The organism is Enterococcus viikkiensis (assembly GCF_005405345.1).
Classification (GTDB): Bacteria; Bacillota; Bacilli; order Lactobacillales; family Enterococcaceae; genus Enterococcus_A; species Enterococcus_A viikkiensis.
Window position 1 is genome coordinate 1 of the sequence record NZ_BJDW01000037.1, and the last position, 10,761, is coordinate 10,761.

Annotated in this window: 13 protein-coding genes; 4 read left to right on the forward strand and 9 right to left on the reverse strand. The window is 41.2% G+C overall.

The genetic code is table 11. The features are described 5' to 3' along the window. Window positions 1-278: 278 nt before the first annotated feature. Entirely contained in the window at window positions 279-641 is a 363-nt protein-coding gene (locus tag FFM67_RS12015) for a hypothetical protein (RefSeq protein WP_174784481.1), read from the reverse strand. An 83-nt stretch (window positions 642-724) separates the two neighbouring features. Further along, window positions 725-1,108 (reverse strand): CvfD/Ygs/GSP13 family RNA-binding post-transcriptional regulator, encoded by a 384-nt coding sequence (locus FFM67_RS12020; protein ID WP_137614778.1) that lies wholly within the window; start codon window positions 1,106-1,108, stop codon window positions 725-727. 78 nt (window positions 1,109-1,186) lie between these two features. Between FFM67_RS12020 and FFM67_RS12025 the strand changes: the two genes are divergently transcribed. Further along, window positions 1,187-2,353 carry a MalY/PatB family protein gene (locus FFM67_RS12025; protein WP_137614779.1) on the forward strand — a complete coding sequence of 389 codons (1,167 nt, stop codon included), beginning with the start codon at window positions 1,187-1,189 and terminating at the stop codon, window positions 2,351-2,353. A 27-nt stretch (window positions 2,354-2,380) separates the two neighbouring features. Here the strand turns inward: FFM67_RS12025 and FFM67_RS12030 are convergent, their stop codons facing one another. Beyond that, on the reverse strand, window positions 2,381-2,968 hold the full coding sequence (locus FFM67_RS12030; RefSeq protein WP_137614780.1) for a peptidylprolyl isomerase: 588 nt from the start codon (window positions 2,966-2,968) through the stop codon (window positions 2,381-2,383). A 130-nt stretch (window positions 2,969-3,098) separates the two neighbouring features. Between FFM67_RS12030 and FFM67_RS12035 the strand changes: the two genes are divergently transcribed. Together FFM67_RS12035 and FFM67_RS12040 are read left to right on the forward strand one after the other, a co-directional pair. After that, complete coding sequence (locus tag FFM67_RS12035) at window positions 3,099-4,088, forward strand: NAD(P)/FAD-dependent oxidoreductase (RefSeq protein ID WP_137614781.1); 990 nt, start codon at window positions 3,099-3,101, stop codon at window positions 4,086-4,088. Between the two features lie 103 nt (window positions 4,089-4,191). Continuing rightward, window positions 4,192-4,701, forward strand: coding sequence for a phosphatidylglycerophosphatase A family protein (locus FFM67_RS12040; protein WP_071863403.1), 510 nt, complete (start codon window positions 4,192-4,194; stop codon window positions 4,699-4,701). Window positions 4,702-4,720: 19 nt separating this feature from the next. Here FFM67_RS12040 and FFM67_RS12045 read toward each other — a convergent pair whose 3' ends face one another. From FFM67_RS12045 to FFM67_RS12060, 4 genes are read right to left on the reverse strand one after another with little or no spacing between them, the layout of a single operon-like run. Then, window positions 4,721-5,356: a TIGR01906 family membrane protein gene (locus FFM67_RS12045; RefSeq protein WP_137614782.1), complete on the reverse strand. Its 636-nt coding sequence runs from the start codon at window positions 5,354-5,356 to the stop codon at window positions 4,721-4,723. Beyond that, window positions 5,349-6,116: a TIGR01457 family HAD-type hydrolase gene (locus tag FFM67_RS12050; protein ID WP_137614783.1), complete on the reverse strand. Its 768-nt coding sequence runs from the start codon at window positions 6,114-6,116 to the stop codon at window positions 5,349-5,351. The genes FFM67_RS12045 and FFM67_RS12050 overlap by 8 nt, the downstream gene beginning before the upstream one ends. Window positions 6,117-6,120: 4 nt before the next feature. Further along, window positions 6,121-6,741 (reverse strand): YutD family protein, encoded by a 621-nt coding sequence (locus FFM67_RS12055; RefSeq protein ID WP_137614784.1) that lies wholly within the window; start codon window positions 6,739-6,741, stop codon window positions 6,121-6,123. A gap of 34 nt (window positions 6,742-6,775) precedes the next feature. Beyond that, on the reverse strand, window positions 6,776-8,155 hold the full coding sequence (locus FFM67_RS12060; protein ID WP_137614785.1) for a bifunctional metallophosphatase/5'-nucleotidase: 1,380 nt from the start codon (window positions 8,153-8,155) through the stop codon (window positions 6,776-6,778). A gap of 146 nt (window positions 8,156-8,301) precedes the next feature. Here FFM67_RS12060 and FFM67_RS12065 point away from each other — a divergent pair, with 146 nt between their 5' ends. Next, window positions 8,302-8,781 carry a methylated-DNA--[protein]-cysteine S-methyltransferase gene (locus FFM67_RS12065; protein ID WP_137614786.1) on the forward strand — a complete coding sequence of 160 codons (480 nt, stop codon included), beginning with the start codon at window positions 8,302-8,304 and terminating at the stop codon, window positions 8,779-8,781. 101 nt (window positions 8,782-8,882) lie between these two features. Here the strand turns inward: FFM67_RS12065 and FFM67_RS12070 are convergent, their stop codons facing one another. Both FFM67_RS12070 and FFM67_RS12075 read right to left on the reverse strand, forming a co-directional pair. Next, window positions 8,883-9,374 carry an LURP-one-related/scramblase family protein gene (locus tag FFM67_RS12070; RefSeq protein ID WP_137614787.1) on the reverse strand — a complete coding sequence of 164 codons (492 nt, stop codon included), beginning with the start codon at window positions 9,372-9,374 and terminating at the stop codon, window positions 8,883-8,885. An 11-nt stretch (window positions 9,375-9,385) separates the two neighbouring features. Then, window positions 9,386-10,255 carry an SPFH domain-containing protein gene (locus tag FFM67_RS12075; RefSeq protein ID WP_137614788.1) on the reverse strand — a complete coding sequence of 290 codons (870 nt, stop codon included), beginning with the start codon at window positions 10,253-10,255 and terminating at the stop codon, window positions 9,386-9,388. Window positions 10,256-10,761: the final 506 nt, after the last annotated feature.

Sequence of the window (10,761 nt, forward strand, 5' to 3'; positions counted from 1 at the left end):
TTGCTTCTATAAAAGAAGCGCCCTACACATTTGGTTTGTTTTATTCGTTCAGTTTTCAAAGGTCTACGTTGTTTGTCACTTTGTTTCAGCAACTTTTATATCATAACAGGTTACTGAGTGAATGTCAACAACTTTTTTGAATTAATTTAAATTTCAAAAGTCATTGTTCGGCTTTACTGCCTCGACAACGTTACTTAATTTACCACTTAATTTAGTATAGGTCAACTATTTTTTTCAAAAAAAAGAACTTATTTTTATAAGTTCTTTTTAGATGTTCCTTATTCAAATAATGGTACACCTTCTATTTCTATTGTTCCGAGGATTTCTCTAACACTATCTGGCGTCTCCCAAGCAAAGTCTTTGGGCAATTCGGTCGCTTCTTCACTCATCATTTCAAAAACATATAAAGGCGTGTTGGCGCCGTTTGATTGCGTGTTCGTCAACTCTACTAAGCGGATGTGATTGACATCAATATGTACATTACTTTTCAAAAAATTCAAAAAACTGGCTAATACAGTTGTTTCCGTTTGGGTATCAGTGCGAGCAAACTCTTTACTACCTTCAGTTTCGTGAACTAAAAAACGTTTCGATCCATCTTCTAAATGCAACATGATTGTTCCTGATACTTGTTTCGTCACAATTTTCACCTCTACATTAGCTACTCATAAATCGACCTCATTGTACCACGCTTTCAGAAAAAAAGAAATTCTTTGCATAAAATCGTTTATTGTTTTCCATTGCTTTCTTTCAGTAAATAATCAATTGCTTCGCTAATCCAAATAGGCATATTTTTTTCGAGCGAACGAAACCCAATATTTTTATTTCGATTCGTAAAGTAACGTTTTCGATGATAGGCAGTTTCTACGGGATGCTCCGTTAAGGTCCGCAAAGACAGACTAATTTTTTGGGTATACTCATCGATATCAATAATCTGAACCTTGACCTTCTGACCAACTTCTAAAAAATTGTGAATGTTTTTCGTATAACCTGATTGTACTTCTGATACATGAATCAGCCCTTGTGTTTGATCGTCCAATGAAATAAACGCCCCATAAGGTTGAATTCCAGTCACGCGACCTTCAATAATATTTCCAATTTTATATCCCATTCATTTCCCTCTTTTCGCAAGAATCATTATACTGTATTTAGGGAATAAATAGAAGTTAATCAACAGGGAGGAAAGAAATTGACTAATTTTAATGAACCGATTAATCGCATCGGAACCAACAGCATAAAGTGGGACACGATTTTAAAAACATATAATGAAGAGGCGCTCCTACCTCTGTGGATCGCCGATATGGATTTCAAAGCGCCTCACGGTGTCTTAGAGGCATACCAAGACGTCATAAACCATGGAGTGATCGGCTATACAGATACTCCAGAGAGTTTGTACGAAAGCATTATTGCTTGGGAACAGCGACATCACCAACTTACTGTTAAAAAAAGCGAAATACTGTTTTTCTCTGGTGTGTTAGCCGGGATCACAACCGCCCTTCAAGCATTTACAGAGCCAAACGATGCCATCTTAATCCATGATCCCGTCTATCCGCCATTTGCCCACATCATCACAACAAATCGCCGCAAATTGATTCGTAGTCGTTTAATTGAAGAAAATGGCCGTTTCATAACGGACCTTGCTGACATCGAGGAAAAATTCAAACATGAAAAGATCAGGCTGATGATTTTATGTAACCCTCACAATCCTGGCGGACGCGTCTGGACGAGAGATGAGTTACATCAATTAGGCGAGCTTTGTAAAAAATATAGTGTCCTCGTCTTGAGTGATGAAATTCATCAAGACTTGGTATTTGTGCCTCACGAAATGACTTCTTTTGTTGATGCTGGGGATTCTTTCAGTGACTTTAGTGTTCAATTTACTTCCATGACTAAAACGTTTAATTTGGCTGGAATCAAAAATTCCATCGCCTTCGTAAAAAACGAGCGATTGAAAAAACAATTGACTCATAAGCAAGAAGAAAATTTCCAACAAGAAATCAATACCTTTGGTTTAGTGGGAATGGAAGCCGCTTATCGAACAGGAGATACTTGGTTGAAGGAACTATTAGACTATCTTCAAGGCAATGTTGCTTATACGCTGGACTTTTTCCAAAAACATTTGCCAAGAGCCACGATTATGAAACCGGAAGGAACCTATCTATTGTGGGTGGATTTTTCTAGCTATGGTTTTTCTGATGAGGAATTGGAGAATTTATTGGTTCATAAAGGAAAAGTTGTGTTAAACACGGGAGTAAGCTACGGTCCTAGTGGCAAACAGCACATGCGTTTGAATGTTGCTTGTCCGAGAAAGATCCTTGAAGAAGGACTACAATGTATCGTTACTGCTTTAAATTAAAAAATACGGCCAATTGGCCGTATTTTTTTATTCAGTAATTTCGATTGATTCAATGACGATATCATTGACTGGTTTATCTTGCGGTCCACGTTTAGCAGCACCAATAGTATCGACGACATCCATACCTTCTACTACATGTCCAAAGACTGTATGACGGAAGTCTAACCAAGGAGTTCCACCTTGTTTGTATGTTTCAACGATTTCACCAGGGAAGCCTGCTTCTTCTAATTGAGTCATCATGTTGGCAGGCACATTTTGATTGTTTACAATAAAGAATTGGCTGCCGTTTGTGTTTGGACCCGCATTAGCCATTGATAAGGCACCCCGTAAGTTAAATAAGTTACGGGAGAATTCATCTTCGAATTTTTCACCGTAGATACTTTCCCCACCCATACCAGTACCGGTTGGGTCGCCACCTTGAATCATGAAATCAGGAATCACGCGGTGGAAAATCACGCCATCATAGTAGCCTTTTTGGGCTAACTCAACGAAGTTTTTCACTGTTTTCGGTGCTTCTTCTGGAAATAATTGAACTGTTATATCCCCCATATTTGTTTTAATCGTCGCTTTCGGACCTTTTTCTTCTGCTAAGTTTAATTGTGGAAATTGAGTCACTTCAATGTCCTCCTTTATTTTTACTGTATCTATCATAACAAACTTTTCTTGATTTGCCACCTCTTGGAGCTAAGCGGTTCTTTCTCATTGATTTATTTGTTACAATTAATCGGAAAGAAAGGGTGTTGATATGGAAATTTATGATATTACAATCGTTGGTGCAGGTCCAATTGGAATGTTTGCTGCTTTTTACGCTGGAATTCGTCAAGCAAAAACGAAACTGATCGATAGTTTGCCGCAACTCGGCGGCCAGTTGACGACCCTTTATCCTGAAAAAAATATCTATGACATCCCCGGCTTTCCATCAGTCAAAGCCGCGGATTTAGTTGGCAACTTAGAAAAACAACTACGGACTTTCGCTCACACTTATTGTTTAGACGAGGAAGTCTTGGAATTAAAACAACACGAAGACTATTTAGAATTAGTTACCACAAAAGATAGCCACTACACAAAAGCTGTGGTATTAGCGATTGGCAATGGTTCTTTTCAACCGCGAAAATTAATGATTGACGGTGCTGAAGCCTATGAATACCACGGCATCGACTACTACATTACCGACTTGATGAAATATGCCGGGAAAAAAGTCGCGATTGCCGGCGGCGGCGACTCAGCGATCGATTGGGCATTGATGCTAGAGCCAATCGCTGCAGAGGTCTCTATCATTCATCGGCGTGATACTTTCCGCGGTCACGAACACAGCGTCCAGCAATTAAAAGAATCCTCGGTGAATATTTACACACCGTATATTTTAAAAGAACTCCACGGGGAACAAAACTTGGAGGTTCTGACTTTACAAAAAGCGAAAAGTGATGAGACAATTAACTTGAACATCGATTACTTGATCGTCAATTATGGTTTTTCTTCTTCGTTGGACCATTTAAAATCTTGGGGCTTAGAAAGTACTCGGCAAGCAATCTTAGTCGAGTCAGATATGCGGACCTCGATTCCCGGCGTTTACGCTTGCGGGGACATCACTACGTATGATGGGAAGGTTAAATTGATTGCAACTGGTATGGGCGAAGCCCCTACGGCTGTTAATAATGCCTTGCATTACATCAACCCTAAAAATCGGACACAGCCAGGTCATAGCTCAAGTCTCTTTCCACAAAACCAAGGCTGATCCTTTTTAGCGAGTACCGATACAAGAAAGAAACCATACGGATGACGATCAAATTTTTTCTGCAAGAAAGATAAATACTTTAATACGAAAAAGGAGGCAGCTTATGGTTTTTGAAACGACAGCGCTGGAGCAAAAAGCGCGGGAACTATTAGAAGAGCGCGGCGTGACGATTCGCGACATCGCTGATTTGGTGTACTTTTTACAAAAGGATTATATTGATAAATTGGATATCGAATTATGTATTCATAGTGTCAATCGTGTATTGACTAAAAGAGAGGTTCACAACGCAATCATTACCGGCATCCAACTGGATAAATTAGCGGAAGAAAAGAAACTGGACTCGCCTTTACAAGATATTTTGGAAGAGGATGAAGGTCTTTACGGGATCGATGAGATCATGGCCCTTTCTATCGTAAATGTTTACGGCTCCATCGGCTTTACCAATTATGGCTATATTGATAAGGTTAAACCGGGAATCTTAGAAAAATTAAACGCTCACGACGGTGTACATGTCCATACTTTTTTAGATGATCTTGTAGGAGCGATTGCGGCGTCGGCCGCTAGTCGTCTAGCTCATGAGCATCCTCGAAAATTAGATTCGATCGTGCATTAAAGAGCATTAAAAAAAGAGCCTAGCGCTCTTTTTTTAATGCTCTTTTGCCAATGATAATCGGTAAAAACAAAAATATTTCTAATAAAATGAAAAACAGAATAAAACAATGGAGAAAAAAAGTCTCCGGCAAGACATCGATGATTGGGTCAGTTGCTGGATTAAAGATCCATGCGTCATTATTGAAAAAGACACCATGAAACATAATAAAAAAACGGTCAAAGTTTACTGCCATTAAAAAAGCCACCACGATCGGAACAACCACCGCAATTCGAAATGGTTGGATTAGTTCCCACAAGCGGTGCTGTTTCACCAAACGGCGTAGATACCAAACGCTAGGTCCAACGGTCACGATCAACAAGCCATAATTCAGTAAAAAGAGCTTCTTCACTTCATAAAAATGCAAGGCACCACTAGCTGACACCGGAAAATCCGTCATTTTTAATTCCGTGACCCAAGGTGTGTTCAAATATCGCATCAACTGACCGAAATTATGTAACAATTCCTTTTCTGATAGAATCGTCATATCCAGCAAATTCAAGCGGCCAATGTCCCATTGATAAAGCCAACGAGCATTGATCGTCAGGGTGATAGCTAAAGTCAGCAAGGTCACGAATAAACAAATCAGCCCGAGAACTTCCAGCCGCTTCTTATTCATCGAAGCCCCACTCATCTAATGAATCTACTACGTAGGTCGGCGCAATCGGTAACGTTGGAACATCCGCTTTTTGAGTAAAGCCCGACAAGACCAGCAGTGAATCAATGTGATTATTGATTCCCGCCATAATATCGGTGGTATAGTTGTCCCCTACCATAATCACCTCTGATTTTTCTAGATTTAGAATTTCCACGGCTTTATCCATAATGGTTGCTTCTGGCTTACCAATGTAGAGCGCCTTTTGCTGGGTTGACGCTTCAACTAAAGCAATCACTGAACCAGCTCCTGGTAGCAACCCCCGTTCAGTTGGAATATTTTTATCGGGATTCGTGCCGATGAAGGTCGCGCCTTTTTGAATCGCTAAGGTTGCCGTCACAAATTTCTCGTAGGTCACCTGTGTATCCAAGCCTACTACCACATAATCAGGATTTTCTTCTTCCCAAACGTAACCCGCAGCTAAGATCGGATCGATCAGTCCTGGCTCACCAATCACGAATACTTTTTTGCCTTTAGCCAGCGCATCCATGTAATCAATCGTCGCTAATGTCGCCGTATAAACGGTCTCCGGACTCACATGGATCGAAAACTCATTTGCTAAACGGGCCGCAACAGCTGCCGGCGTCTTGGTTGTATTGTTGGTTAAAAATAAAAACGGAATCTGACGCGCCTGTAATTGTTCGACAAAGCGGCGTCCCGCAGGAATCGGTTCGCTGCCGCGATAAATCGTTCCATCTAAATCGATCAAATATCCTTTGTACATCCCACTACTCTTCTCTTTGACGAATCACGAAGCGTTCGTCTTTTTCTTTAGTTTTTGTTGGTGTTTCTTTTTTCGGCTCACGGTTTTTGATCACAGGTTTCTTCCGTTTCTTCTCAGTTATCGGGACCTTTTTTTCTTCTACAAATGCTTGCGGCTTATCTTTACGTTTACGCTTGCGCTTTTTGCGGGGCTGCTGGCTTTTTCCGCCAGTTCGTTCCAACACAAAATAAGCACAACCGAAATTGCAATACTCATAGAGATAATCTTCTAACGTGTCAATGCGTTGTTCCGGCAGACTTTTGCGGTTGTCCCCGCTGAAAAAGCCCTTCAACCGTAATTGCTCATAGCCCCAATCACCAACAATATAATCATAACGCGTTAAGACCTCACTAAAGCGTTCACCTAAACGATCGGCATCAAAGCCTTCACGATAATTTCTAACTAAGCGATATTGGCGTTCACCAATTAAAAGGTTGCTCTCATCTACAAAAACGACGGACTCGCCTTTTTTCTTTTCTTCAGCGGGCGTCTCAACGATTTCATCTAAGACTTCTGTCAGTTCTTGTGTAACTGACTTTTCAGCCGTTTTTGTATTTTCTTTTTTGTCGCGTTTTTCATTTGTCATCGTTTCACCACCTGATTGTTATTATACCTTGTTTTTATTTGGTTGGGTAGTGAGTGTGGAGATAGTCTCCCAAAACACTGCGGATAAATGCCGGGAATAAAAATTCGTACTGCCCTGCAATCTCGATCGTCGGGAAAAACGGCACAAACATAAAATGATCTACAGTTGCCAACGTATATTCCGACTCAGGATCTACCAATTCTCCCAGCCAGCGAACTTGATGATTGACCGCATCGTATTCGATTCCGTCATAAACCAAATGACCAAAGACTTTGCCTCGAAAGCCCATTCCCATAACAGGAAAATTAATCAGAAAATGACGATTTTTTTCCATTTCTAAAATCAAGCGAATCAAATTATTACCATCTAGCGTGACTCTGATTAAATGCATGGGGTGCGGCAAGGCTGTGTGCAGCTGATCTTGATTCACCATCCCTGCTGGAATATCAGTTAAAAATAAACCTGAATTTAAAATCGCGACATCGGTCTGGGCCGCTTCCTTCACTGCTGCTAATCCAATCTCAATCATAGGATGCTCGTCATGAATTTCCGTTGACATTGTAAAAGGAACCGTTGCAACAGTCTTAGCTGCTAGCAGCTTATGCCCAGTCTCCAGATAGCCTTCGATTTCTTCTTGATCCTCTGGTAATTCCAACATTTTTTCCGTGGCAAAGGTGCGGGCCGACGTTTTCTGGATATGATGCGCATCATCGACAGTCACGTGAACTTCACCAACATAATACCCATACTTGCCAGCCGCCGCCAATTGAACCCCATTCACCATTTCCCCCTGTTCAAATAAATGATGGGTATGGGAACCGAGAATCACATCGATAGCAGGAAGTTCACGAGCAATCCGACGATCCGCACTGATTCCTAAATGACTCATTAGAACCAGCACATCGACTTTCGGCCGTAGTTCTGCAACCAAGTCTGGTAATATGTCCATCACTTGACGGATATCCCAACCGTTGGGGCTATACGTCAATGGAAATGGTGCAGTAAACGCTAGTAAACCGACCTTCGTTCCTCGCTCAGTCGTAATGACCTTGCATGTTTGTGACCAAGCGGGAGGCTGAAGCGTTGTTTTATCGAATAGATTGTCTAACAAAACATCAAAATTCGCTTGATCATATAACTGATTCAGTTCTACTTTAGAATTGCCGACCCCTTCGTTGTTGCCAATAGTAGCCGCGTCATAGTTGATTTGATTCATTAATTCTACATTCGCTTGCCCATTGGTCGCTTCGGTCAATGGATGCCACCGATCCACAAAATCTCCCAGATCGACAGTAATGATCTTTTTCTCAGCCGTTTCCTCTTGTTTACGATTCAAAAGAAAACGCCGAATCTTCGGCCAGTTTTCCAAGTGAGAATGGAGATCGTTGGTATGTAAAAGAATAATTTTTTCCATTATTCTACCTCTTTTCAACTCTTTTAGTTGCATCTATAGTAACATATAGCTGAAAAAAGGCTGAAAGAACACCTTCGTCAGCAGTATAAAAAAACTTACATACGGAAAAAATCCTTTTTATTTCAAAAGAAAAAGCAGGTGAAACAATGCAATTTGAATCTATTGTTGGAACGATTTGGCTAGACGCCAATTCAGAGGCTCTAACCCGGGTCTCTTATGCACCACTCGCCGAAACCCCTTTGGCCAATCAAACAATCCTAGCACTGTCCCAAAGTCAGTTAGAAGAATTTTTTTCTGGTAATCGCACAACGTTTGATCTCCCTTATCAGTTTGAATCCGGCACTCCCTTTCAACGAGAAGTTTGGCAGGCTCTAACCGAGATTCCTTACGGCGAGACTTGCAGCTATCAAGCTGTCGCCGAAAAAATCCAGCGACCGAAAGCCGTTCGTGCCATTGGCCAAGCAAACCGCAACAATCCGCTGCCGATCCTTGTTCCTTGCCATCGGGTCATTGGAAAAAGTGGCAAACTAGTGGGTTATTCCGGTTCTAGTGAAGCAGGGCTACAGATCAAAGAACAATTACTTACAATTGAAAACTCTACGCTACAGGAGCTGACGCTTTTTTAAGCGGATCGCTTCTTCAAACAAGACACTCATTTTTTGAATACTACTAAACTGTTTGTATAAAGCAACAAGACCGCTGCTGCTTACGCAACTGCGGTCTTGTTTTAACTTGAAGAAGATGACGCCGCTTCATCGGCTTTGACACAATCAATCGCGATCACTAATGAAATGATCAACTCTTCCAATGCTTCATCAAAAATCGAGATTTCATACGTATCCCCCCAAGAAATCCAGCGTTTGTTGATTTCCGCTACTTTCTGTCCGTGCTGTGAAACTTCAAAATCCATGTCCCACCAGTTGCCATCAACGGTTAAGCCTTCAGCCGAAATAGCGTATTTCGCCTTCAAAAAGGTCAGATGCTTACTGATCTCAATTGCTTCTTTCCCATTCATCTCAACGAAGAATTTCGGTAGTAAACTGATGACCTTCTTCGTAATTTTGCTGATCTCACGACTTTGTTCATCCTCAATGGTGAAGGTCTTAGGAATCTTTAAAAAACTTCCCTTTACGTAATAACGAGGCTCTTGATTCTCATTCATCACCGTATATTTTTCACCGATACTAAAAACTTTTTGCTTAATATATAATTTTTCCATTGGACTTCCTCCTACTTATCTGACAGATCGCCAGTGTTGATAACTGGTTGAGTTCCTTTGTCGGTAATGATAGAAACCAATAAATTATTGATCAGTTGGACTTTACGATCATCGGTAAAATGAATTTCTTGCCCATTTTCGATTTGCTCCAAGGCCATTTGTGTCATGGTAACTGCCCCTTCAACAATGGTTTGTCGCGCAGACAGAATCGCTTTGGCCTGTTGCCGCTGTAACATCGCGTTAGCAATCTCTGTTGCATAGGCCAAATGATTTAGCCGTGTCTCAATCACTTCCACACCTGCCATAGCCAAACGTTCTTGCAGTTCTTTGGCTAATTCTTCTGAAACCTCGGCCGTATTCCCACGCAAGGTCAGGTCATCATCATTAAAAGTGTCGTATGGGTATTGCGTCGCGATGTGTCGAATCGCCGTTTCACTTTGAATCTCAACGAAATCCAAATAGTAATCCACATCGAATAGCGCCTTTGCCGTATCCACCACTCGGTAAACAATGACGGCAGAAATCTCAATCGGATTGCCATCCGAATCGTTGACCTTCAACAAAGAGCTGTTGAAATTACGAACCTTCAACGAGATCGGAATTTTTCGTGTCAGCGGTGTTGTGATAAATAGACCATTTGCTTTGATAGTTCCCAAATATTTCCCAAAAAACAGTACGGCCATCGCTTTGTTTGGCGCTACGATTGTTAATGAGCTAAGAAATAAGAGCGCGATCACCCATAAGATAATTCCTAAGACAAAAAACACGGCGCTTCCTGTCCCGCTTCCTGCTAAAATCAGGCCTGTTCCCGCCAAAAGAAGGGCGATCAGCCCCACCAAACCAATATAGCCATTTATATGAAATGCTTGTTTTTCCTTCATCCTGCCACCTCCGAATAGAATACATTCAGTTTACTCCTAATCACAAGCAGCTTCAATCGATTGATAGAAATTGAAAAAAACAAAGAAAGGTGGGAGTACCTTGCTCTTTCTTTGTTTCATTTTGCTTACTCTACCGATTGAAGAACTTCTTTACGATTAGCTAAGTTCTCACCAGTTGTCGGAAAGACTCGTTCATGGCAATCAAAACAGGCCTTTACTAAGTCAATGTGCAAACAACTCCTCCCGTTCTGAGTTTTTGTAAATCTTCCACTAAGCGTCTTAATCTGATGCCTTGATTATGAAAACCTCTTTCTATATAGTTAGCCCCAATAGTGAAGCAACGGTTTCAGCCACCGTCCCTCACTGTTTGTTCAAAATTAGGGCACAAAAAAAACAGGCTCTCGCCTGTTGGTCCATGCTATTTAAATCAGACACATGCCGGATCCCACTTAGTTGGATTACTACGAAACAAATGTTCTAAAATACTGTCAAATCAACGTTTTTGT

What these genes read in the sequence shown, in the direction of transcription:
- FFM67_RS12020 (WP_137614778.1), bottom strand. Translation starts at nt 1,108, where the DNA reads ATGGGATATAAAATTGGAAATATTATTGAAGGTCGCGTGACTGGAATT.
- FFM67_RS12035 (WP_137614781.1), top strand. Translation starts at nt 3,099, where the DNA reads ATGGAAATTTATGATATTACAATCGTTGGTGCAGGTCCAATTGGAATG.
- FFM67_RS12040 (WP_071863403.1), top strand. Translation starts at nt 4,192, where the DNA reads ATGGTTTTTGAAACGACAGCGCTGGAGCAAAAAGCGCGGGAACTATTA.
- FFM67_RS12045 (WP_137614782.1), bottom strand. Translation starts at nt 5,356, where the DNA reads ATGAATAAGAAGCGGCTGGAAGTTCTCGGGCTGATTTGTTTATTCGTG.
- FFM67_RS12050 (WP_137614783.1), bottom strand. Translation starts at nt 6,116, where the DNA reads ATGTACAAAGGATATTTGATCGATTTAGATGGAACGATTTATCGCGGC.
- FFM67_RS12055 (WP_137614784.1), bottom strand. Translation starts at nt 6,741, where the DNA reads ATGACAAATGAAAAACGCGACAAAAAAGAAAATACAAAAACGGCTGAA.
- FFM67_RS12060 (WP_137614785.1), bottom strand. Translation starts at nt 8,155, where the DNA reads ATGGAAAAAATTATTCTTTTACATACCAACGATCTCCATTCTCACTTG.
- FFM67_RS12065 (WP_137614786.1), top strand. Translation starts at nt 8,302, where the DNA reads ATGCAATTTGAATCTATTGTTGGAACGATTTGGCTAGACGCCAATTCA.
- FFM67_RS12070 (WP_137614787.1), bottom strand. Translation starts at nt 9,374, where the DNA reads ATGGAAAAATTATATATTAAGCAAAAAGTTTTTAGTATCGGTGAAAAA.
- FFM67_RS12075 (WP_137614788.1), bottom strand. Translation starts at nt 10,255, where the DNA reads ATGAAGGAAAAACAAGCATTTCATATAAATGGCTATATTGGTTTGGTG.